The sequence below is a fragment of the Pseudochrobactrum asaccharolyticum genome (genome assembly GCF_003314995.1).
Classification (GTDB): Bacteria; Pseudomonadota; Alphaproteobacteria; order Rhizobiales; family Rhizobiaceae; genus Pseudochrobactrum; species Pseudochrobactrum asaccharolyticum.
In genome coordinates this window covers 730,737-754,525 of sequence record NZ_QNRH01000001.1, presented here as the reverse complement: position 1 = coordinate 754,525, position 23,789 = coordinate 730,737, and the positions used below count along the sequence as shown (strand labels likewise).

The window sequence follows — 23,789 nt, the reverse complement described above, 5'->3', positions numbered from 1 at the left end:
GTTCTCGGGCAGCAATCCGGTACCACACCTGCCCCGCCTAAGCACTGCAATGATTCACTCCCAATAATCTGCGCCATTCTGATTTAGAAACTTTTAACAATAAATATAATTTTAGCACTCAAAGCAGCCTTACCGGCGAATTCCAGCAAAAAGATCAATCTGCCGCAGTGGCAACAGCGGTTACAAACGCTAAAAGCCCGTCATCTGATAATTTTATGTCTATCCGCTGCACCTCAGATCATGTGCGGTGAAAGCGGACAATAAGGTGATATATGGCTGAGCAATTAAATACCGGAATGTTTCCGCTTGGTGAGGATACAACCCCCTATCGTAAACTGACATCCGAGCATGTTTCGGTTGATACATTCAAAGGTCAGGAAGTTCTGACCGTTGAACCGGAAGGTCTGCGCTTGCTGGCCGAGGCTGCTTTTGCCGATATCAATCATTTGCTGCGACCTGGTCACTTGCAGCAGCTCAGCAATATTATGAAAGATCCGGAAGCGACCGATAATGACCGCTTCGTTGCCTATGATCTTTTGAAGAATGCCAATATTGCCGCCGGTGGTGTTCTGCCGATGTGTCAGGATACCGGCACCGCGATCATTATGGGTAAAAAAGGCCGCCGCGTCTGGACTGAAGGCGGCGATGAAAACGCGCTGGGTTCCGGCGTGATGGATGCCTATTTCAAAAAGAACCTGCGCTATTCCCAGCTGGCACCGCTGGAAATGTTCAAAGAACAGAACACCAAGAACAACCTGCCTGCACAGATCGACATTTATCAGGAAGGCGAAGACGCCTATAAATTCCTGTTTGTCGCCAAAGGCGGTGGTTCAGCCAACAAGACATTCCTGTTTCAGGGCACACCTTCCCTGTTGACCCATGACCGGATGATCGAATTTCTCAAAGAGAAAATCCTGACACTCGGCACATCGGCCTGCCCGCCATACCATCTCGCGATTGTGATCGGCGGCACATCGGCAGAACAGAACCTCAAGACTGTTAAGCTCGCCTCCACCCGTTATCTCGATAGCCTGCCAACCAAAGGCTCCGAAGACGGCCATGCGTTCCGCGATCTGGAAATGGAACAGGAAATCCACAAACTCACCCAGTCTCTGGGCGTGGGTGCACAGTTTGGTGGTAAATATTTCTGCCATGATGTCCGCGTTATCCGCCTGCCGCGCCACGGCGCATCGCTGCCGATTGGTCTGGGTGTTTCCTGCTCGGCTGACCGTCAGGCTAAGGGCAAGATCACCAAAGAAGGTATTTTCCTTGAGCAACTGGAAACCAATCCGGCGAAATATATGCCGGACATTGATGAAGCCAAGCTCTCCGACAGCGTAGTGAAGATTGATCTCAACCAGCCAATGGCAGAGATTCTCAAGACCCTGTCGCAGCATCCGGTGAAAACCCGCCTGTCGCTGACCGGCTCCATCATCGTGGCACGTGATCTTGCACATGCGAAAATCCGTGAACGTCTGGAAAACGGCGAAAGCATGCCGGATTATTTCAAAAATCATCCGATTTATTATGCTGGCCCTGCCAAGACCCCTACCGGTTACGCATCAGGTTCCTTCGGCCCGACAACAGCCGGCCGTATGGATTCCTATGTAGATCAGTTCCAGTCTTTCGGCGGTTCTATGGTCATGCTGGCTAAAGGCAACCGCTCCCGTCAGGTACGTGATGCCTGCGCCAAACACGGTGGTTTCTATCTCGGCTCCATCGGCGGCCCTGCTGCACGTCTGGCTCAGGACTGCATCAAGAAAGTCGAAGTTGTTGAATATGCTGAACTCGGCATGGAAGCCATCTGGCGCATTGAAGTTGAAGACTTCCCTGCCTTCATCGTTATTGATGACAAGGGTAATGACTTCTTCAAGGAACTGAACCTGTCATAAGATTAAACAAAAAAAGCCGGAGGAAACTCCGGCTTTTTTTAGTGAAACTTCGGTTCGCGGCTGAGGTTTTTCTCTTTCAGCTCATCAAGATAGCCTTGCCAGCGGGTTTCATATTCTTCCCCCAGCTGATGCAGATAAATCCATGTGAACAGACCGGTATCGTGCATATCGTCAAAACTGATGCGCACGGCATAATTGCCGACCGGATCAATCTTCATAATACCAACATTAATTTTCCCCGGCACAGTCACGCGCTGTTCCGGTGAATGTCCCTGCACTTCAGCTGACGGCGACAATACGCGCAGCATTTCCGCAGGGAATGAATAATTATGTCCGTTATTGAATGTCACAGACAGGGTTTTCCGGTCTTGGGAAACCCGAAGTTCTTCCGGCCAGATATCGCTCATTGAATGATCCACCATATTCATATCTTTCTCTGTGGTAGTCGCAGAATGACAACAGGACAAGGCTTTGTTTACAGGCTGCTGCCCCCTTGCGTGACATAATGCAACTGGACAGCACTATGTGTTGATCTTATCTCTCTTATATAGACATGATATTTAAGCAAACCGGCATACGGAAATATGGATTTAACAGCACAAAACATCAGCAAAACTGCGCCTGAAGCCCCAATGATCGACCCTTTCGGGCGGGCGATCACCTATTTGCGCGTTTCTGTGACTGATCGCTGTGACTTCCGCTGTACCTATTGCATGGCGGAACATATGACCTTTTTGCCCAAAAAAGATCTGCTATCGCTGGAAGAACTCGACCGCCTCTGTTCAACTTTTATTGATAAAGGCGTACGCAAAATCCGCCTCACGGGTGGTGAGCCTCTGGTACGCAAGAACATCATGCATCTCATTGGCAGTCTGTCGCGCCATATTGAGGCAGACCGCCTTGATGAACTGACACTGACCACCAACGGCTCCCAGCTCGCACGCTATGCGGAAGAACTTGCCGCCTGCGGTATTAAACGTATCAACGTCTCTCTCGACACGCTGGATGCGGAAAAGTTCAAGACAATCACCCGCTGGGGTGATCTGGCACAGGTGCTGCGCGGCATTGATGCGGCTCAAAAAGCAGGCCTGCATATCAAGCTGAATGCTGTGGCGCTCAAAGGTTTCAATGATCATGAAATTCCGGACATGCTGCGCTGGGCGCATGGTCGCGGTATGGATATGACGCTGATTGAAACCATGCCGATGGGTGAGATTGATCTCGACCGCACAGATCAGTATCTGCCGCTCTCTATGCTGCGTGCTTCACTTGCCCGTCAGTTCACTATGACAGATATTCCGTACCAGACTGGCGGCCCTGCCCGTTATGTGCAAATTGCGGAAACCGGTGGCCGTCTCGGCTTTATTACGCCGATGACCCATAATTTCTGCGAAAGCTGCAACCGTGTTCGCATTACCTGCACCGGCACGCTCTATATGTGCCTTGGTCAGGAAGATGCGGCCGATCTGCGTGAACCGTTGCGGGCAAGCACTGACAATGCGCTGTTGTCTGAGGCAATTGACAATGCAATTCTGCGCAAACCAAAAGGTCATGACTTCATCATCGACCGCCGCAATAACCGCCCCGCAGTTTCGCGCCATATGAGCGTTACAGGCGGTTAAAAACACATCCCTGCACTTCTTTGATTTTATCAGAGCGCCGTGTGCCAGAACTGGCACACAAAGGTCGCTCTAACACTTTAAAATTAGAGCATAATTTCACCTTGAATTGTTCCAAATTCAAGGAATTATGCTCTAAGATTATTTTGCTGTGCATGACGCAAACAAGTGACCATGTCGCATAAATACTTGTTATAAGTCCGTATTAGAATGAAAAGCTCTCCAGCTTTTCCGCAGGATCATGAACGTGGCACTTTCAGCAAATATTCGTTCCAGTATTTTTATGATGCTCGGCATGGGCGTCTTTGCCATCGGCGATGCCCTGACGAAATATTCCACACAAACGCTCAATCTCGGGCAGTTTATGTTTCTACGCGGAATATTATGCATCCTTTTGCTGGTTCTGATTGCGTCAAGACAAGGTGTTCTGCATCGCTGGCGCGATACGCTGGATAAGGTTACGATTTTGCGCGGCCTTGGTGAAATCGGCGCAACCACCTGCTATCTTGTTGCCCTCACCCATTTATCGCTGGCTTTTGTCTCATCAGTCTATCAGGCAGTGCCGCTGGCAGTAACGCTTGGGGCTGTGTTGTTTCTTGGTGAAAAAGTAGGCTGGCGGCGCTGGTTGTCGATCAGCATCGGCTTTATCGGCGTGCTGATTATCATTCGCCCCGGCGGAGATGGCGACGGCACTGGCATGAATGCCTATGCCCTGTTGCTGCTGGTTGGTGTCTGCTTCACTGCATTGCGAGATCTTTCAACCCGCCGCATTAATATGCAAATCCCGACCGCTCTGATTTCAGCTATGACCTCAGTTCTGGTGACCATGACCGGCTTTGTGATGATGCAGCTGAATACCGGCTGGCAACAACCAACAAGCACCGATCTGCTGCATGTCGGTATTGCTGCTGTGCTGCTGATCATCGGCTATCACTGCATCATTCTTGCCACCCGTGCGGGCGATATGTCCTTTGCCTCTCCGTTTCGCTACACCAGCTTGCTCTGGGCGATTGTACTCAGTTATATCGTCTTCAATCAGGCACCGGATCAGAATACGCTGATCGGCGCCGCAATCGTGGTCGCCAGCGGCTGCTACATGCTTTATCGTGAAGCGATAACAGGTTATCGTCAGCGCAAGGAATTGCGTAAGCAAAAGAATGTTTCCGCCTGATCACAAAGCTTTCACCCGCACAGCAAAGGCAGAATTGACATGGCGGATGAGAAACAAATTCTGACCGGTAAGAATGTGCTGGGGCTTATCCTCGCCGGAGGCAGCAGCCAGCGGCTTGGCGGCGGTGATAAATCCCTGCGCCCGTTTGGCGATCATACGATCCTGCATCAGGTCTGCGCACGGCTGAAACCGCAAACGGAACAAATTGTTATCAGCGCCAATAGTGATCCGGCCTTTTTCACCAGTTTCGGCTACCCGATTATCAATGATGGTGAATGGCTTCATAGCGGACCGCTGGCCGGTGTTCTAGCCGGTTGCCGTTACGCCTCTCAGCTGGGTTATAGCCATGTGATGAGCGTTGCCGCTGATACGCCGTTCTTCCCGCCGAATCTTTTGCAACGCTTTGCGGAAACGCTCCTCTCATCACCCTCGGAAATAAAAGACACCATCGTCTTTGCCCGTTCCGATTTCGGTTCTCATCCGACATTTGCGTTGTGGCCTGCCTCTCTTGCCGGTTCATTGCAGAACTGGCTGAGCGAAACTAAAAGGCGCAGCATCCGCGTATTCGCCGCCAATCATACGATTGCCTATACAGATTTTACCGAGGCTGATAAAATCAGCGGGCTGGATCCCTTCTTCAATATCAACACTCAGGCTGAGCTGGCACAAGCCAGAACCGCATGGCAATTGCAGGAAGCAGACGACCAGCAGGAGCAAGCGAAATGACACAGAAAATCTTTGGCATTACCGGCTGGAAAAACTCCGGAAAAACCACCCTGACAGAATGTGTTGTGCGGGAGCTGAGCCGGCGCGGTTACAAAATTTCGACCGTCAAACATGCCCATCATAGTTTCGACATTGATACAGAAGGCACAGACTCCTACCGCCACCGTGAAGCCGGTGCACAGGAAGTTGCCATTGTCTCTTTCAGCCGCTGGGCACTGATGCATGAACTGCGCGATGCAACAGAGCCGTCACTGGATGATATTGTCAGCCGCATGGCACCGTGCGATCTGATAATTGTCGAGGGCTATAAAAATGATAAGCACGCTAAGATTGAAGTGCGTCGCAAAGACAGTCCGACTCAAATCCCGCTGAATGCAGAGCAATATTCCATCGTGGCCATTGCAACGGATGAAGCGCTACACGGCCAAACCGTACCCGTTCTGGATCTCAACAATATCGCCGCTGTCAGCGATTTCATTGAGCACTATTGCGAATTGGAAAATTAATTCAATACGCGAATAAAATCGGATATCCTATTGGTTTTATTAAAAATTACAGAAATCTACCATTACAAATTCATACAATCAGCCAATACTTTGGCACCATAATTTCAAACATTGTTTTAAAACATTTTTTTGCTCTTGCCTTTCCCTAAAAAATGGTGGGAATATCCAGCGAACAATAATTACGTTTGAAACCGCTAAAATATAAACCGATTAAATCAATCAGATAGCGGCGTAATCATTGCAACTTTGGATGGGTTCAACGGGTGAAAAGTACAATGAAGACTTATAAAAATATTATCGGAGCAACACTGTCTGCCGTTCTGATGACAGGTGCCATTTCCCTGTCTGCAACAGCAGCACAGGCGCAGGAACCTCTCAAGCTGACAATCGCGACAGAAGGTGCCTATCCTCCTTTCAACTTTATCAATGCTGCCGGTGAACTCTCCGGCTTTGACGTGGATATCGGCCGCGCACTTTGTGAAGAAATGAAAGCTGAGTGTAAGTTCATCACCATTGAATGGGATGGCGCCATTCCGAGCCTGCAGGCCGGTAAATTTGATGCTTTCATTGCCTCCATGTCGATCACACCGGATCGTCAGAAGCAGGTTGATTTCAGCAACAAATATTACAACACCCCTCCGGGTCTGGCTGCACCAAAAAACAGCGACATCAAAGGCACCACCAAAGAAGATCTGGCTGGTAAAACCATCGGCGTACAGATCTCCACCACTCATGCCAATTATGCTGAAAAGACCTTCACCGACAGTACCATCAAGTCCTATCCGACTGCCGAAGAATATCGTCTTGATCTGGCCAATGGCCGCCTTGACGCCGCCAGCGACGATAGCGTCACGCTCTCCCAGTGGCTGAAAACTGAAGATGGCGCATGTTGTGAGATGGTCGGCACATGGCCGGCCGTGCCGGAAATTCATGGTCCGGGTGCAGGCGTTGCCTTCAAGAAGGGCAATCCTGAACTGATTGCTAAATTCAACGCGGCGATCAAAGCGATCCGCGCTAATGGCAAATATAAAGAAGTGAACGACAAATATTTCGATTTCGATGCCTATGGTGCGGAAATCAAAGAATAATCATCGCTTTCTTTAACGCATGTCCTAACATGCTTGCGACATGCATCAGAATAAAAAGAAAAGCTGCATATTTATATGCAGCTTTTTTTGATATCCGACACTCATGACCAATACGCATAATCTTATGCCGTTTTATCTGAAAGCCGCCAACAAAGTGTCGCAAACACAACAGGATCGCAACCTGCATTTTTAAGCGGAAGCTTAATATCCCTATGAGAAACCGGATTATATATACCATATAACATTTTGTTTTTAATGAAGAATAATCATTCTTGAATTTTAAAAAGCGCATATAGCTACATTATTATATTTGTCCAGCGCTTTATTTTTCCACGACAGTGCAAAATACGTTTTTGATACTTGCCTTTGCAGCCAAAATGATGGGAATATCGCTGTTAACAAATTTTTCTTCGCATTGAGAACAAAACCAAAAACAAGCGTAGAATTAAGAAACAAGACTGCTTTTATACTGCATCTCATGGGGGTATCTGGAGAATGAGAACGACGACAGGAGCAAACCGCTTTTTCAGCAAAGCTCTGCGCAATCTGGCAATTGCAGGTTTGGTGACAGCCGGTGCTGTTGCAAGCCTGAATATCGCAGCACAGGCACAAGAGCAGCTGACACTTAAAATCGGTTCGGAAGGCGCCTATCCTCCTTATAATTTCGTCAAGGCTGACGGCAGCGTTGCCGGTTTCGAGATTGATATTGCGAATGCTCTTTGTGAAGAGCTGAAAGCCAAATGCGAGATCATCGTGCAGGATTGGGATGGTATGATCCCTGCACTGCAATCCGGCAAGCTGGATGCAGTTATTTCATCCATGTCGATTACACCGGCTCGTAAAGAGCAGGTCGATTTCAGCAACAAATATTACAATCCTGCGGCGGCAATCGCTGTACCAAAGGATTCTGATGTTAAAGGCACCACCAAAGAAGATCTGGCCGGCAAAACAATCGGCGTACAATCTTCGACCATTCATGCGGTTTTTTCGGAACACGAATATACCGACAGCACTATCACACCTTACGGTAGTGTTGATGAAGCCCGTATGGACATGGTTTCCGGCCGCGTTGATGCCGTGAATGACAATATTGTCTCGCTGATCGACTGGCTGAAAACACCGGAAGGCGAATGCTGTAAGCTGGTCGGTCCGGTCAAACCTAACCTTGAAATTCATGGTCCGGGTGTTGGCGTTGCGATCAAAAAAGGTCGTGAAGAGCTGGTTGAGAAATTCAACACTGCCATTCTCGCCATCCGCGACAACGGCAAGTACAAAGAAATCAACGATAAATATTTCGATTTCGATATTTACGGCGAATAAGCATGCAACAACCGGTCAGATGCGTCTGGCCGGTATTTTTTAAAGCACTGATTTGCAGCGTGGCACAGATTAATCTTCTGCCCGCTCGGATTTTTGATTGGTCGCATCGCCGCGGTTATCAGACTGCGACATGCTCTAGACGGGTGGCATATCACTTTCACCACCCGTTCTTACAGGGATAGACTAAATGGAAAAATATGCTGTGTTGATTGGCTTTGGTCCGGACGGATGGGGGCTGAGCATAGCATGGGGACTGTTAACAACCGTTCTGCTGGCTCTGGCCACTTTGCCTATCGGTTTGTTACTCGGTTTCCTTGTTGCTTTGGGCAAGCAATCCGCGGAGCCATCGCTGCGCCTTGCTTCCAATATTTATACAACAATCTTCCGCGGCCTGCCGGAACTGCTCACGCTGTTTCTGGTGTATTTTGGCGGCTCGCTTGCAGTTCAGAAATTCTTCTCGCTCATCGGATTTGAAGGTTCGGTTGAGGTCAATGCCTTTGCAGCCGGTATGATTGCGCTGGGCTTCGTCTTCTCGTCCTACTCCAGTGAGGTCTTCTTATCGGCATTCCGCGCCATCCCTAAAGGCCAGTATGAAGGTGCCTTTGCAATCGGTCTCACCAATTTCCAGACCATGCGCAAAATTATCTTTCCGCAGCTGATTAAAATTGCACTGCCGGGTCTCGCCAATCTGTGGATGGTTCTGCTGAAAGATACATCACTGGTTTCCGTGATCAGCCTCACAGACATTCTGCGTCAGACTTCGGTTGCAGCGCGCGTTACCAAAGAACCATTCCTGTTCTATGGTGTTGCCTGCCTGATCTATCTCGCACTCGCAATTATCTCTTCTTACTTCATCGCCCGCATTGAAAAATGGGCTGAAGGCAGCCGCAAACAGACGGCGTCCAGCGTGGTAAGCCAATGACGACTATAACAGAAACATCAAGCGAACGCGTTTTTCGTCCTGCTGAGCCGCCTCGTCCATGGACAGGTGCCCGCATTACCGGCCACGTGCTGGTTGGTATCTGGCTTGCACTTTTCGCCGGTCTGGCGGTCTATCTGTATAATGTATGGCAGATTGATCTGATTGAGACCTATGGCCCGCGCTATTGGAGCGGTCTCAAAACAACACTGATACTCGTGTCGATCTCAATTGTGCTCGGTGCATTGCTGTCGCTGCCGGTTGCTCTTGCGCGTATGTCGGATAACCGCATTCTGGGTGCAATTGCTTATGGCTATGTCTATTTCTTCCGCGGCACCCCGCTGCTGGCACAGATCTTCCTGATCTATTACGGTCTGGGAACATTCCGTCCGTTTCTGGAGACAATCGGCCTGTGGAGCTTCTTCCGTGAGGCATGGTACTGTGCGATTCTGGCTTTCACACTGAATACAGCGGCCTATCAGGCTGAAATTCTGCGTGGTGCGATTGCCAGCGTACCTAAAGGCCAATGGGAAGGCGCTCATGCACTTGGCCTGTCCAAGTTCCAGACCTTCCGCAAGATCATCTTGCCTCAGGCTCTGGTCGTTGCATTACGTCCTTACGGCAATGAAATCATTCTGATGATTAAAGGCTCTGCCATTGTTGCGATCATCACGGTCTATGACCTGATGGGTGAAACCCGCCGCGCCTATTCCCGCACTTTTGATTTCCAGACGTATCTCTGGGCAGCAATCATCTATCTTGCGATTGTGGAAGTGCTGCGTAATATCATTGAGTGGATTGAACGTCGCATTACCATTCACCTTATCCGTTAGAGCGGTTTCAGTTAATGTTGAATCGTTGAAACCGCTCTAACTTTTGTTTTTACGCGCATTTTATCCGAAAACCGCTTCACACTTTTCGGAATGCGCTCTAATAGATAAGGTTAGAGCAAACAAAAAGCCTGCCGCTGATATTCAGCGGCAGGCTTTTTTTCATTCTGAGTATTTTAGATTTAGCTACTTTTACCGGAAGCAAGCAATTGAAGCAGCACATCCGCGCCCATCTCACCGGCAGGTTTATCGGTATGCATTTTATGTGCAATACGCTCAAAACCTTCAATCTGTGCCTGCCGTGGGAGCCCGTCTTCCAGCAAACGCTCAATCTGACGGCACAGCATACCGGCACGGACAAAATCATTGAAGAATTCCGGAATAATTGGACTGTCATCAATGATATTCGGCAGTGAAGCACTCCAGATTGTAATCAGGCGCGCAAGAAACAGCCGACTGAAAAGATCGGCCTTGTAAGTAACAACAGTTGGAATTTTAGCCAGCGCCAATTCCAGAGAAACCGTGCCGGAAGCAGCGAGCGCCGCGTCAGCCTTGGTGAAAGCTTCCCACTTCGCCGCCTCGCCGGTTACGATAACAGGCTTTACCGGCCAATCTTTTGTCAATTCCTGCACATAAGCAGCGTGGCGTTCCGGTGTTGGTAAAATAGCATGAACTGCACCATTGCGCTCATTGAGCAACTGTAGTGTTGTGCCAAACTCTTTGAGCAGCCCCTGAATTTCAAAGCGGCGTGAGCCCGGTAGCAGCAAGATCGTCTTATCGCCATCCGTAGATGGTGCTTTGCGCTTTTCACGGGATGCAGCCACGTCCAGCAAAGGCTGATAACTGCTCAGACGATGACCGACATAAGTCGATTTCGGACCCGAGAGCTTCTGCATCACTTCAACTTCGAATGGTAGTACAGCAAGCACGTGATCAATATATTTGCGCATTTCCTTCGCGCGCTCCGGACGCCATGCCCAAACCGTCGGCGCAATATATTTGATAATCGGAATAGAAGGATCGGCCTGACGCACCTTTTTCGCTACACGATGGGTAAAGTCCGGACTATCAATAATCAGCAGGCAATCAGGCTTAGCGGCGACAATCGCTTTTGCAGTCTGGCGAATACGCATGATCAGCTTTGGCAAGCGCGCCAGCACAGCACCAAGCCCCATCAAGGCAATTTCATCCGGATCAAACAGGCTATCCAAACCGCGCTGCTGCAAATGCGTGCCACCAACGCCAACAAGGCTCACAAGGCGATCCGTTTTCGTGCGCAAAGCATCGACCAGATCTGCGCCCAGCAGATCACCGGACTCTTCACCAGCCACAACAGCAATTTTCAAAGGCAGTTTTTCGCTCATCTCTGTCCGGCACCCTTAAGAGTAGAAAATGCCGAGCATAGTTGCTGAACAACGGCAAGGCTATATTCGTTTTGAAGTTTTTCCAGTACTAGTCGCGTTAATGGAATTTATAGCGCTTGTTCTTGGATAAATTAGCAATCGCATTATCATAATCTCCAAGTTGATCAAACTTGACTATGATACGATCTAGCCCACTGTTATTGATGGCTTTTTAAAAGGTAACAATAAACAGGTTCTGCGCATTCGCAGCCTGTACGGTGTCATGATAGGACAACATAACAGTGCGTCCGGCCTCAATTGCAATACCAGCCAAGCCTGCCGCAGCAATATTGCTGACAGTATCAATACCGATTGTCGGCAGATCAGCGCGTTCATCCTGAATAGGCTTGGCGCATTTGACCAATACTCCGCCTTGCCGCGGAATACGGCCTTCCGCACGCATCTGTTTAATGCGCTCAATCATATTATCTGTGCCTTCAACGCCTTCAAGTGCTACGACACGTCCGCCAACAGCAATTGCACCCTGCCCGACATCCAGCTTACCGAGCATAACGGCTGCTTCGCGTGCAAGATCAATATTACGCTGTTCCTTTTTATCCGGCACCCGTGTGGTCAGCACAGACGCTGCCGGTGCCAGAATATCAGGCACAATCTGGTGCGCGCCGACCATATGAAAGCCATAGGATTCCAGCAGACCAATAAATGCGCGTAGTAAGGCATCATCGCCCTTGCCCAAAGCACGAAAGATGCGCGGCAGAGCGCGGATTGTTGTCCAATCCAGACGGATATCACTTAAATGGGGACGTTGTCGGACACCACCGGCCAGAATGACATTTTTCGCTCCCGACTGCTTCAACACTTTGATCAGACGGGTAAATTCCACCACGGAAATGGTTTCATTATCAAAACGGCGCAGGCTGTCATCCGCCTCGCCCTTCAGGCAAACCACAAATGGCGGATTGCCTTTTTTCTCAAGAGCCTCCGCCACAACCTGTGGTAGAAGCCCGTTACCGGCAATAATAGCGGTTCTGGCTGCAGCATCAACATTCTGCACAGGAACATCGCTTTTTGACATATCAGGAATGATCTTCGAGCTGGCCGTGTTTGCCATGCAAAAGCGGTGTCGTAAAAGAGCTACGCTTTGCATCAGCCGTAATGAAGGCAACCAGATCGGCAACAGCTGCAGAATCCGCGAATTCTACACGCACATCTTCAACACGTTCTTTCACCGGTTTAGTACGGTCAAACAGCATACGGGTTGCACGGCGAACAGCATGAATTTCTTTACGTTCCAGACCGGAGCGTTTCATACCAATGATGTTCAGACCACCAAGATGCGCATGAACACCGATAGCCATACCGAAAGGAATAACGTCCTGAACAACAGCAGCCATACCGCCGACAAAAGCATGATGGCCAACACGAACAAACTGATGCACCGCTGCGCCGCCGCCAAGAATAGCATGGTCGCCGATTTCGCAATGGCCACCGATCATCACATTATTCGCGAATGTTACGTGATTACCCACGTCGCAATCATGCGCCACATGCGCATAAGCAAGGAATGTGGAGTTATCGCCGACATTGGTATAACCACGGCTGGTATCCGAACCGCGATGCATGGTCACGCCTTCGCGGATCATCGCATTTTTACCAACCAGCAGCTTTGTATGTCCGCCTTTATGCTTACCGTTCTGCGGCTCGCAACCAAGAATAGCATGCGGGAAAACTTTAGCGTTTTCGCCTAAAGTCGTAAAACCGGTGACAACAACATGGCTCATCAGCTCGCTGTTATCGCCAATCTCCGCACCTGCCTCGATATGGCAAAAAGCACCAACGGAGACACCCTGACCAAGTTTGGCGCCGGCTTCAACACAGGCTGTCGGGTGGATAAAGGTTTCACGCATTTAAATCACGCTTTTTCTTAAGTTATATCGGTGCCCGATAGCGGCCACCGAAAGTTCATTTATCTATTTGAACCTGAAAGTTCTCTGTGCTTATGCGCCGGTCATAGCAGAAACATCTGCTTCAGCAACTTTCACACCGTCAACTTCAGCAATGCAGGCAAACTTAGAAATATTGCCGCGCTGTTTCATTTTCTTAACACGAAGCAACATCTGGTCGCCCGGAACAACCGGACGGCGGAATTTTGCATTATCGATTGTCAAAAGGAAGACTGAACCTGCATTTTCCAGGCCCATTTTGAACATAGAAATTGCACCGGCAGTCTGTGCCATTGCTTCGAGAATTAACACACCTGGCATAATAGGCTGCGCTGGAAAATGTCCAGTAAAATGCGGCTCATTAATTGTCACATTTTTGATACCAGTCGCGGAATCATCACCGTCAATATCGACAATCCGGTCAATCAGAAGAAACGGATAACGATGCGGCAGAACTGCAAGCAACTTCTGAATATCAGCTGAACCAAGGCTCTTCTGCTCAACATTCTCATTCATATCAGGATTTCTCCTTTTTACTCTGTCCGATACTGCGCAAAGTCGCGATATCACGGAACCATTGTTTCAGCGGTCTGGCAGGCAGACCACCCCATCTCTCACCATCCGGAATATCATTCATAACACCACTCGCAGCAGCAATTTGTACGCGCGAACCGATATTAATGTGATCAGCCAGACCAACACGGCCACCAATCATCGCCATATCCCCGATCGTCACACTACCGGAAATACCTGTATGGGCTGCAATAACGCAATGACGGCCGATTTTAACATTATGCGCGACCTGTACCAGATTATCGATCTTAGTACCCTCACCGATCACCGTGTCGCTCAAAGAGCCACGGTCAATCGTTGTATTCGCACCAATTTCCACATTATCCTGAATGATCACGCGGCCAAGCTGCGGCACTTTTTCAAGCCCTGCAGGGCCCGGTACAAAGCCGAAACCATCCTGACCGATACGGACACCCGGATGCAGATAAACGCGATTGCCAAGCAATGCATAAGTGACTGAAACATTGGGTGCAATGATACAATCGCGGCCGATTTTACAGCCCGCACCAATCACACTGTTAGCACTGATGGTTGAACCAGAACCGATCGACACATTGGCACCGATAACAGCGCCCGGCTCAATCGTAACCGTGCCTTCAATTTCAGCCGTCGGATGAATTGTGGCATTTTCCGAAATGCCCGGAATGCCAAGCAATGAGCGCGGATGAACCGCCTGCTCAAATAATTTACGACCTACTGCTGCAAAATCACGCTGTGGTGAACGGCTAACGAGAACCGCAATACCTTCCGGAATTAAACCCGCTTGCGCCTCAGCACAAAGCACAGCAGCTGCTTTGAGATTTCTCAAAGCAGTTTCGTTCTTCTTACCTTCAAGGAAGACCAATGAATCCGACGTGGCATTATCCAAAGACGCTAAATGCTCAATCTTACGGTCAGCATACTGCTTTGTCAGTAATTCAGAACCGGTCAATTGAGCAATATCAGCGACGTTGACTGCACAGGACAGAGTATAAAATACAGGATCTGCCATCAACAAACTTTCTCTCCTGAGGCGAAGCTTCCTTGCAGAATTATCGCCTCAGGAAAAAGCAAACTTATCAGAATTTGCTCGACATACCGAAGTTGAAGTTCTGAACCTTGTCGGAATCTTCTTTCTTAAGCGGAATAGCGTAGTCAAAGCGCAGCGGTCCAAACGGCGAAGCCCACATTAAGCTCACACCAGCAGAAGCACGCAACGAACTTCCGGTACCATAGATAGGGTTCGAAGCACTACCTTCGGTTTTATTACCATAAAGTGTTGCAGCATCAGCAAAGAATGCACCGCGGATACCAAGGCTTTCAGGAATAACCGGCATCGGGAACTGAACTTCAGCACTTGCGTGGAAGTAAGTCGTACCACCAAGCCAATAACGATCACCGTTAGTAGCATCCTGATAAGGCCCAATACCGTTATATTTAAAGCCGCGGATCATATCTGTATTACCTTTGAACATATCAAAGATACGCAGACCATCATCTGTCAGCTTATGCACATAACCACCGCCGGCAGTCAGCACACCAACAACATCAGCTTCCTGCAGCAGTGTCTTATAATAAGATGCTTTTGCAGTTGTCTTGATGAACTTAGCATCACCACCGAGACCGGCGAATTCCTGTCCGAAGCGCGCATAAATACCATCATGCGGATTGTTCTGATCATCAATAGAATTATAGGTCAGAGCATAGGAAATCGAAGAACGCAACCACGGGCTTTGCTTCGAAGCTTCGATCAGAGCTGGAGCCCAATATTTCTCAAGCGTAGCCTGATCATTACGATCTTCACCGGCCTGTAAACGACCCATGTCCAGCTTATATTTTTCTTGAACAAGGTTATAGCCAACGCTGGCGCCGAAATTATCCGTAATTGGCAAGCCGAAGCGGATTGTACCACCGGTCTGCTCTACATCATAATCGTTACGTACGCTGTATGTTTTGCGGAATACGTCGAAACCGGCAGACATACGCTGACCAAGGAAATAAGGCTCAGTGAACGAGAAGGAGTAGTTACGGGCGTTATCCTGACCAGCACCAGCACCAATCTTGATGTACTGGCCACGACCGAGGAAGTTACGCTCAGCAACAGAACCTTCAACCGAAGCACCTGGTGTTTCACCACCAGAGGTATAACCCGCACCGATGGAGAACTCACCTGTAGGCTTCTCAACAACATCAACGATCAGTACAACCTGATCCGGCTCAGAACCCTGAGCGGTCGAGATGTTTACTGTCTGGAAGAATTGCAGAGCTTCAAGACGACGCTTGGCGCGCGTGATCATAACCTGATTGAAAGCATCGCCTTCACTCATATCGAATTCACGACGAATTACATAATCACGGGTCTTATCGTTACCGCGAATTTCGATACGCTGCACGTAAGCGCGCGGACCTTCTTCCACATTATAAACAACCGAGATTGTGTGATTCTCGAAATTACGGTCACCACGTGGCTCAACTTTCGCGAAAGCATAACCATTACCGGCAACGCGTTCAGTTACAGCTTCAACCGACTTTTCAACATCGCTTGCACTATAAACTTTACCCGCACGGCTTTTCAGCATGCCATCGAGAGCCTGCGCATCAACACCCGGGATTGTGCTTTCAACCTGAACATCACCGAATGTATAACGCTGACCTTCTTCAACTGTGAAGGTGATTGTGTATTCATTGGTTGCAGGATCAAGTGTCGCGTTAGAAGAAACAACGCGGAAGTCAGCATAACCACGGTTGTAGTAGAAACGACGCAGCGCTTCTTCATCAGCCTGCAGACGATCTTCGCTATAGATATCGCCGCGGGTCAGCCATGACAGAGGATTTGTACGTTTTGTCGAGATCACATCGCGCAGACGACGACCACCGAATGCTTCGTTACCAACGAAATCGATATTGGCGATTTTTGTACGGCCGCCTTCAGTGATTTCATAAACAACGTTTACACGTCCCTGACCAAGGTCAACGGTACGGGCATTAACAATCGCGTCGCTACGGCCAACATGCTTGTAAGCCTGAATGATGGACTGACGATCTGTTTCCATCTGGGCAGGATCAAACGGGCTACGGGCTTTCAACTCAACCGCACGGGCGAGATCCGCATCCTTGACCTTTTTATTACCCTGGAACAGGACGTTATTAACAACGGAGAACTCAGAAACACTTACAACAAGCGCGCCGCCGGACTGGCTGATGCGAACATCTGAGAACAGGCCCATATTGAACAGGCTCTTAACAGCCGCATCAATATCAGCATTGGTAAATGATTTACCCGGTTTGATAGCGATAGCGCCACGAATAGTCGCTGCATCAACCCGCTTGTTACCGCGAACGTCAATCCGACTTACGACTGCTGCCTGTGCAACACTCACAGTAGCAAATGAGATCGCTGATGTACCGGCAGCAACCATAGCTACCGACATAGCGACCGCAGAAGCAGCACCAAAGAACTTTGAATTTGCCGTCATAGGTCTATTTAACCTTCGTTTCGTTGCCCCGAGCCGTATTTCGGGAGAATAGCGCATAATGCAAACTGTAATAACCGGTTTTCATATACAAGCAAGCATCTCAATTAAAATCTGTTTACTTCATTGCCGAGCGTGGCACAGGTGCCACGCAATTCCAATAGCATGGTAAACAAATTACTGCTTTTTCGTATAATCCCCCTCCGGTTTTTACACAAATCGTTAATGTTTTATAATTCAACGGCCTAGACTATGTCCAGATCAGATCAGCAACCAAAGAGATCATTATAAAAAACGAATCCCATGAAGCCGATAACGACAAAGAAACCAAGCCGGAAGAACAATTCCTGCACTGCTACCGGAACCGGACGTCCCAATACAGCTTCACCGGCATAAATCACCAGATGCCCGCCATCAAGAGGGGGGAGTGGAAATAAATTGAACAATCCAATGCCAACCGACAACATTGCAATCAGCTGAACCAGCCATTCAAAGCCGTGTTGCGCCGCCTGCCCCGCCATATTAGCGATTTTTACCGGCCCGCCCAACTGACATTTATCCTCACGCCCCATCACCAGTCTTTTCATGAAAGTACCGGTGCGGCTGATAATATGTCCGGTCTCCACAACCGCAGCACCAACCGATTCGAGTGGTGAATATTCAATGCGGCGAAAATTTCCTGTATCTTTGGTGATAGTTACACCAATGACACCAAGCTTGATTTTATTGCCCAGTGCGTCGGTCTGTTCCATCAATTCCGGAACAGCCTTAAGCTCGATTTCACGCCCATCACGCTCAACGGTGAAAGACAGTTCATCACCGCTGCGGCCATTTACAATGCGCTGCACATCGGTGAAAGTCGTAATCTCACTGCCTTCAACATTGATAAAGCGATCGCCCGGCTTGAAACCGGCAATAGCAGCAGGACTGCCTGCATTTACTTCCGCAATGGTCGGATCAGCGACCATGCGTCCGTAGCTGGCGAAGAAAAAGCTTAGAATCGCAATCGTCAGCAGGAAGTTGAATGCAGGCCCTGCAAAAACGGTAGCTGCACGTTTCCAGACCGGCTGAGCAGGGAAAGCCACTTTACGCTCAGCTTCGCTCATAGCGGCCACACCCTGCCCGTCAGGCGCACTGGCAGCATTGAGGTCACCGACAAATTTTACATAGCCACCCAATGGGATCGCGCAGAGTTTCCAGCGTGTGCCATTACGTGCAGTATAACCGATCAGCTCCGGTCCGAAACCAATAGAGAACGCCTGAACGCCGATACCGCATAGGCGACCGACGATAAAATGTCCCATCTCATGAACAAAAACAACAACAGCCAGAACAAGAATAAACGGAAGCAATGTACCAACCAGCAAGCTTTCGCCGCCGAATAAATATCCTAAGGGATCACTCAAAACCCTGTCTCCCGACTTTCAAATTCCAAAAAACTGTCTTCGCTGTTAGTTTCACAGAGGCTGCAAAACAATACCGATAAACATAGATGATGGTGTATCCGATCCGGTCACCAAAGCGCCAATCACATAAAGCATAACCGCAGCCACGATCAAACCGTCAACACGATCCATCACGCCACCGTGACCCGGCAATAACTTACCGGAATCCTTGGCACCAAAGCGGCGCTTAACCCAGGATTCGCCAAGATCACCGATCTGCGAAGCAACAGAAAGCATGATCGCCAGTATGACCATCGGATATTTCACGCGATCAAAACTGAAATAGCTTACCGCTGCGGCAGCAATCATTGCGGCGACAACACCACCGATTGCACCGGACCAGGTTTTATTCGGAGAAAAACGTGGGGCCAGTTTTGGCCCGCCAAAAGTGCGGCCGGTAAAATAAGCAAAAATATCTGTCGCCCAGACAAGCGCGAAAAGATAGATGATCGCAATCAGCCCTGATGTTGTGTCCCCGCGCAGAACGGCCAGACAAACCATGGGCACACCGGCATAGAGCAGACCCGCAGCAGCCCAGTTTGAGCGCTGAACGAGAAAAATCGCACCGGCAGCAAGAATAGCCAGAATTTGCAGTGATGGCACTTCAATCAACAGCAAACCGGCAGCGATGGACAATACCGCCCACGCTGCCGTCAGACCGGAGCGTGTCTGCTTTGAGGCGCTCAACGTCGTCCATTCAAAGAAAATCGCGAAGCCGATCACGACAGCCAGCACACGGAAGCTCATACCTCCAAGCCAGATCAGCAAAATTGTAACAGGCGCAAGCACTGCCGCCGTCATGATACGCAATTGTAAATTGGACACGAAACCCCTCGCCCCTGAATAGTGTGACTCGTGTTCAGGCAGCCTGAATCACCCGCTAATTTATCCTGCCGTATGCCGCAAAGGCACGACATCAGAATCACCGGAAAAGTCCTGCAATTCTTCTGTGGTCAGCCCGCCGAAGCGGCGAACACGCTTATGATACTCGTCGATTGCTGCATAGAAATGCGCAGGCTTGAAGTCCGGCCAGTATTCCGGTGCAAATAAAAACTCTGAATAAGCCGCCTGCCAGAGCAAAAAATTAGAAAGGCGCATCTCACCGCTGGTACGGATAATCAGATCAGGATCAGGAATCCAGTCTGTATCCAGCTTTGATGCAATCATTTCCGCGGTAATCGCCTCCGGCTTCAGCCGTCCAGCCGCAACATCCTCAGCGATCTTGCGCATACCGCGCGCCAACTCGTCACGGGAGCCGTAATTAAAGGCAATCACAAGGGTCAGCCCGGTATTGGCAGCGGTTCGGGTTTCCGCCTCTTCCAGAAGACTGCAAATGTCGGAAGCCAGATCTTCACGCGAGCCGATGATGCGCACACGCACATTCTGACTGTGAAGTTTGCTCAGGTCACGACGAATGAACAGCTTCAGCAAGCCCATCAGCTCTGTAACTTCAGAGGTCGGGCGTGTCCAGTTTTCAGAGGAAAATGCAAACAGTGTCAGGAATTCAAGACCTTTGTCCCCCGCAGCGCGGACAATCGCGCGCAAGGTGTCCACCCCCGCTTTATGACCGGCAACACGCGGCAAACCACGTGCTTTAGCCCAACGACCATTGCCATCCATAATAATGGCGATGTGACGCGGATCGGACATTCGGGCATATTCCTCTTTAGTGACAGACGGCTGCCCTCAGGCGCCAGACTTATCCGGTTTTTGGGAAATAACTCAGCATAGCTATGCTGCTCATATGACCCCGCAAACATGTCATTTACGCGGCCAATCCGGTACGGAAAACCGGAACTTACAGTATATTAAACTTCATCGGTAAGGCCGGTCAGACCATGTGTCAGAGTGAGATCGCAATACCGAAATCACTCTGACACAATATTGTTGCAGATTAAACCTGCATGATTTCCGCTTCTTTGGTAACCAGCAGCTTATCGAGTTCCACAATGGTCTCGTCAGTCATTTTCTGGACTTTGTCAGACAGAACACGGCTGTCGTCCTGGCTGATAGCGCCGTCTTTTTCCAGCTTCTTCAGCTTTTCCATACCATCACGGCGAACGTGACGAACAGCAACTTTCGCACCTTCAGCATATTGGTTAGCAATCTTCACCAGCTCTTTACGGCGCTGTTCGTTCAGCTCCGGCAGCGGCACGCGCAGTGTCATACCGTCTGTGATCGGGTTCAGCCCCAGACCGCTGTCACGGATCGCACGTTCAACAGCGCCAACCATGCTCTTGTCCCAAACGGAAACAGAAAGCATACGGGCTTCAGGAACTGTAATCTGCGCCACCTGGTTGATCGGCATAGTCGAGCCATAGGCTTCGATTGTCAGTGGCTCCAGCAAGCTTGCCGAAGCGCGACCGGTGCGCAAGCCGCCCAGATCATGTTTGAAGGACTGAATTGCGCCTTCCATGCGGCGTTTCAGATCGTTTACATCCAGAGCATCGCTCATCTTATCTCTCCTTGGGCGTACACCAAACGTCTCGCGCATTTTATTCCTTGCTCAAACCAGTTGTTTGAAAAAGAAAATGCTGCAAATGAGCTGAAACTGCTTTCAGCTCACATAATTCAGTTTTTGTTTAGAACAGGTTGGCGCAAATGATAAGCACAAAATCTCAGCTTTCCTGAATTGAATCTGTACTCAGGCACAGATTCAATACTTCTCAGAGCTTATCAAACGTCCGTTACCACTGTGCAGCGGCCTTTGCCCTGCAGAATTTCAGCAAAACCACCGGCTTCGTGAATGGAATAAACCACGATCGGAATATGATTTTCCTGTGCCAATGCCACAGCGGTCACATCCATAACTGCCAGACCTTTATCCAACACTTCTTTATGGGTCAGATTGTCAAAGCGGGTCGCTGTCGGATCTTTCTTCGGATCGGCACTATAAATACCGTCTACCTGCGTCCCCTTAAACAGAGCATCAGCGCCAATTTCAGCCGCGCGCAAAGCGGCAGCAGAATCGGTTGTGAAGAATGGATTACCCGTACCACCGGCAAAAATAACAACCTTACCCTGATCCATATAGGCCGTTGCCTGACGCTGCGAAAAACTCTCGCACAGTTCCGGCATTGCAATTGCCGACAGCACAACCGCATCAACGCCCTGTTTGACCAGAGATGTGCGCAAAGCCAGCGAATTGATCACTGTCGCCAGCATTCCCATATGATCGCCGGTTACGCGGTCACCGCCCTTGGAGGCTACAGCTAAGCCGCGGAAAATATTACCGCCGCCAATCACTACGCCGACTTCAACGCCAAGTGCACGCGCTTCAGCAATATCGCTTGCAATGCGGTCAGCAACGGACACGTCAATGCCAAATCCCTGCTCACCCATCAGTGCCTCACCTGAGGCTTTGAGGAGAACCCGCTTATAAAGTGTTTTGCCTGTCATGGGATCCCTTTTATGGTTCGCTCAGTCATTACCCGCTGGTAAGAAGAGCTATGCTCGAATTTGTCCGGCCTGCATCACATGCGCGTCATAAAACCAGCCCGCAGACTGACTTCCCCGCTAAGGCGGTTACACCCTATGAGTGACATGACTGCAAGGCAACATGCCTGAATTAAGCCGGAAATGAAATGGCTGCCTCCTGTCGTGACAAACCCGCCGGAAGCACCAGAAACTGGCCGGCATGATGACAGGAAAAAGCTGAATTGATTTCGCATACATGAAGCACGCGGCATTGTCACGTCATGCACAGCCATAACTGACAATTTTTATGATACGCACACAAAAAAATAGAGCGGCCTCTGGAGAAACCGCTCTATTCTTTAGATTACAGCTCTATGCAAAGCACAATCGCCTCGCATCAAGTCATATTAGCCTTTAGTAACGGCAGCAACTTCAGCAGCGAAGTCGGTTTCTTCTTTTTCAATGCCATCGCCCAGAGCGAAGCGAACAAAGCCGGTTACCTTTGCAGGTGCGCCGATTTCTTTTTCAGCTTCTTTAAGCGCTGCTTCAACGCTCAGGTCAGGATTGATAACGAAAGCCTGCGACAGAAGAACAACTTCTTCGAAGAACTTGCGCATACGGCCGTCAACCATCTTAGCGATGATTTCTTCCGACTTGCCGGACTGGCGAGCCTGATCAGCAAAGATTGCTTTTTCGCGCTCAACAGCAGCAGCATCAACTTCAGCAGGCGTCAGAGCCAGCGGGTTGGTTGCAGCAACATGCATAGCAATCTGACGGCCGATAGCAGCAGCAGCATCTGCATTACCGGTTGTTTCGATTGCAACCAGAACGCCGAGCTTGCCGAGACCGTCAGCAACGCCGTTGTGGATGTAAGAAGCAACAACACCGTTTTCCACGCTCAGAGCCGCGGAACGACGGAACGCCATGTTTTCACCGATGGTGCCAACAGCATCTTTAATTGTGTCAGTTACAGTCTTTTCCGAACCCGGATAGATTGCGTTTGCAACTGCATCTGTTGAACCATCAGTTGCGAGTGCAACTTTAGTTACGTTAACAACGATTTCCTGGAACGCAGCATTACGGGCAACGAAGTCTGTTTCGGAGTTAACCTCAACAACAACAGCTTTTTTGCCTTCACTGGCAACGCTTACCAGACCTTCAGCGGCAGTACGGCCGGCTTTCTTGTCAGCTTTAGCGATACCTTTAGCGCGCAGCCAGTCCATGGCAGCTTCCATATCGCCATTATTTTCGTTCAGAGCGGTCTTGCAGTCCATCATGCCTGCGCCGCTGAGTTCACGAAGTTCTTTAACCATTGCTGCGGTAATGCTCATTGTCGCCTCTTTGAGATAAGCAGCAGACATCCGGCAAGCGGCATGCCCGCTAAGGATCATTGTACAGACAGCTGACCTGTCTTTTACGCAATGACCGATTAATCATTACAGTCCGCATTGCAATCATTGCAAAGCGTCAACTGTATACATACGGGATAGCAGGAGCCTTAAAGGGCTCAAATTAATGACACAG

21 protein-coding genes and 1 pseudogene are annotated in these 23,789 nt (G+C 49.5%); 9 read left to right on the top strand and 13 right to left on the bottom strand.

Going from position 1 to position 23,789, the window contains the following annotated elements; translation table 11 throughout:
* Positions 1–272 precede the first annotated feature (272 nt).
* Positions 273–1,892, top strand: a complete 1,620-nt coding sequence (locus DFR47_RS03475) for a fumarate hydratase (protein WP_113942971.1) — start codon at positions 273–275, stop codon at positions 1,890–1,892.
* 38 nt (positions 1,893–1,930) lie between these two features.
* Here the strand turns inward: DFR47_RS03475 and DFR47_RS03470 are convergent, their stop codons facing one another.
* Positions 1,931–2,299: a gamma-butyrobetaine hydroxylase family protein gene (locus DFR47_RS03470; RefSeq protein ID WP_113943225.1), complete on the bottom strand. Its 369-nt coding sequence runs from the start codon at positions 2,297–2,299 to the stop codon at positions 1,931–1,933.
* 177 nt (positions 2,300–2,476) lie between these two features.
* On the opposite strand from DFR47_RS03470, the gene moaA reads away from it, so the two are divergent.
* The 8 genes from moaA (at position 2,477) to DFR47_RS03425 (ending at position 10,074) form a co-directional block, all read left to right on the top strand.
* Entirely contained in the window at positions 2,477–3,514 is a 1,038-nt protein-coding gene (gene moaA, locus DFR47_RS03465; protein ID WP_113942970.1) for a GTP 3',8-cyclase MoaA, read from the top strand.
* 244 nt (positions 3,515–3,758) lie between these two features.
* Positions 3,759–4,682 (top strand): DMT family transporter, encoded by a 924-nt coding sequence (locus tag DFR47_RS03460; RefSeq protein ID WP_113943224.1) that lies wholly within the window; start codon positions 3,759–3,761, stop codon positions 4,680–4,682.
* A 39-nt stretch (positions 4,683–4,721) separates the two neighbouring features.
* Positions 4,722–5,408 (top strand): molybdenum cofactor guanylyltransferase MobA, encoded by a 687-nt coding sequence (gene mobA / locus DFR47_RS03455; RefSeq protein WP_113942969.1) that lies wholly within the window; start codon positions 4,722–4,724, stop codon positions 5,406–5,408.
* Positions 5,405–5,914: a molybdopterin-guanine dinucleotide biosynthesis protein B gene (mobB, locus tag DFR47_RS03450; protein WP_113942968.1), complete on the top strand. Its 510-nt coding sequence runs from the start codon at positions 5,405–5,407 to the stop codon at positions 5,912–5,914. Before mobA ends, mobB begins: the two co-directional genes overlap by 4 nt.
* A gap of 275 nt (positions 5,915–6,189) precedes the next feature.
* The gene (locus DFR47_RS03445) at positions 6,190–7,002 is read left to right on the top strand and encodes an ABC transporter substrate-binding protein (RefSeq protein WP_113942967.1); all 813 of its coding nucleotides are present in this window, start codon (positions 6,190–6,192) and stop codon (positions 7,000–7,002) included.
* Between the two features lie 495 nt (positions 7,003–7,497).
* Positions 7,498–8,322 carry a transporter substrate-binding domain-containing protein gene (locus DFR47_RS03435; protein WP_113942965.1) on the top strand — a complete coding sequence of 275 codons (825 nt, stop codon included), beginning with the start codon at positions 7,498–7,500 and terminating at the stop codon, positions 8,320–8,322.
* Positions 8,323–8,509: 187 nt separating this feature from the next.
* Positions 8,510–9,244 (top strand): ABC transporter permease, encoded by a 735-nt coding sequence (locus DFR47_RS03430; protein WP_113942964.1) that lies wholly within the window; start codon positions 8,510–8,512, stop codon positions 9,242–9,244.
* Complete coding sequence (locus tag DFR47_RS03425) at positions 9,241–10,074, top strand: ABC transporter permease (RefSeq protein ID WP_113942963.1); 834 nt, start codon at positions 9,241–9,243, stop codon at positions 10,072–10,074. The genes DFR47_RS03430 and DFR47_RS03425 overlap by 4 nt, the downstream gene beginning before the upstream one ends.
* A gap of 179 nt (positions 10,075–10,253) precedes the next feature.
* Here the strand turns inward: DFR47_RS03425 and lpxB are convergent, their stop codons facing one another.
* From lpxB to tsf, 12 genes and pseudogenes are all read right to left on the bottom strand, one after another.
* Positions 10,254–11,435 (bottom strand): lipid-A-disaccharide synthase, encoded by a 1,182-nt coding sequence (gene lpxB, locus DFR47_RS03420; protein ID WP_113942962.1) that lies wholly within the window; start codon positions 11,433–11,435, stop codon positions 10,254–10,256.
* Positions 11,436–11,646: 211 nt separating this feature from the next.
* Positions 11,647–12,510 (bottom strand): LpxI family protein, encoded by an 864-nt coding sequence (locus tag DFR47_RS03415; protein WP_113943223.1) that lies wholly within the window; start codon positions 12,508–12,510, stop codon positions 11,647–11,649.
* Position 12,511: 1 nt separating this feature from the next.
* Positions 12,512–13,342, bottom strand: coding sequence for an acyl-ACP--UDP-N-acetylglucosamine O-acyltransferase (lpxA, locus tag DFR47_RS03410; protein ID WP_113942961.1), 831 nt, complete (start codon positions 13,340–13,342; stop codon positions 12,512–12,514).
* A 90-nt stretch (positions 13,343–13,432) separates the two neighbouring features.
* On the bottom strand, positions 13,433–13,894 hold the full coding sequence (fabZ, locus tag DFR47_RS03405; RefSeq protein ID WP_113942960.1) for a 3-hydroxyacyl-ACP dehydratase FabZ: 462 nt from the start codon (positions 13,892–13,894) through the stop codon (positions 13,433–13,435).
* A gap of 1 nt (position 13,895) precedes the next feature.
* Positions 13,896–14,942, bottom strand: a complete 1,047-nt coding sequence (gene lpxD, locus DFR47_RS03400; RefSeq protein WP_113942959.1) for a UDP-3-O-(3-hydroxymyristoyl)glucosamine N-acyltransferase — start codon at positions 14,940–14,942, stop codon at positions 13,896–13,898.
* Between the two features lie 67 nt (positions 14,943–15,009).
* Positions 15,010–17,406 carry an outer membrane protein assembly factor BamA gene (gene bamA, locus DFR47_RS03395; protein WP_113942958.1) on the bottom strand — a complete coding sequence of 799 codons (2,397 nt, stop codon included), beginning with the start codon at positions 17,404–17,406 and terminating at the stop codon, positions 15,010–15,012.
* A gap of 263 nt (positions 17,407–17,669) precedes the next feature.
* Positions 17,670–18,809, bottom strand: a complete 1,140-nt coding sequence (rseP, locus tag DFR47_RS03390; RefSeq protein WP_113942957.1) for an RIP metalloprotease RseP — start codon at positions 18,807–18,809, stop codon at positions 17,670–17,672.
* A 51-nt stretch (positions 18,810–18,860) separates the two neighbouring features.
* On the bottom strand, positions 18,861–19,673 hold the full coding sequence (locus DFR47_RS03385) for a phosphatidate cytidylyltransferase (protein ID WP_113942956.1): 813 nt from the start codon (positions 19,671–19,673) through the stop codon (positions 18,861–18,863).
* Positions 19,674–19,733: 60 nt separating this feature from the next.
* Positions 19,734–20,510, bottom strand: a pseudogene (locus tag DFR47_RS03380) (isoprenyl transferase); the annotation flags it as partial.
* Between the two features lie 232 nt (positions 20,511–20,742).
* A complete protein-coding gene (gene frr / locus DFR47_RS03375; protein ID WP_113942954.1) occupies positions 20,743–21,303 on the bottom strand; it encodes a ribosome recycling factor in 561 nt (186 codons plus the stop codon).
* Between the two features lie 221 nt (positions 21,304–21,524).
* Positions 21,525–22,247 carry a UMP kinase gene (gene pyrH, locus DFR47_RS03370; protein ID WP_113942953.1) on the bottom strand — a complete coding sequence of 241 codons (723 nt, stop codon included), beginning with the start codon at positions 22,245–22,247 and terminating at the stop codon, positions 21,525–21,527.
* Between the two features lie 425 nt (positions 22,248–22,672).
* The gene (gene tsf, locus DFR47_RS03365; RefSeq protein ID WP_113943222.1) at positions 22,673–23,596 is read right to left on the bottom strand and encodes a translation elongation factor Ts; all 924 of its coding nucleotides are present in this window, start codon (positions 23,594–23,596) and stop codon (positions 22,673–22,675) included.
* Between the last annotated feature and the right edge of the window lie 193 nt (positions 23,597–23,789).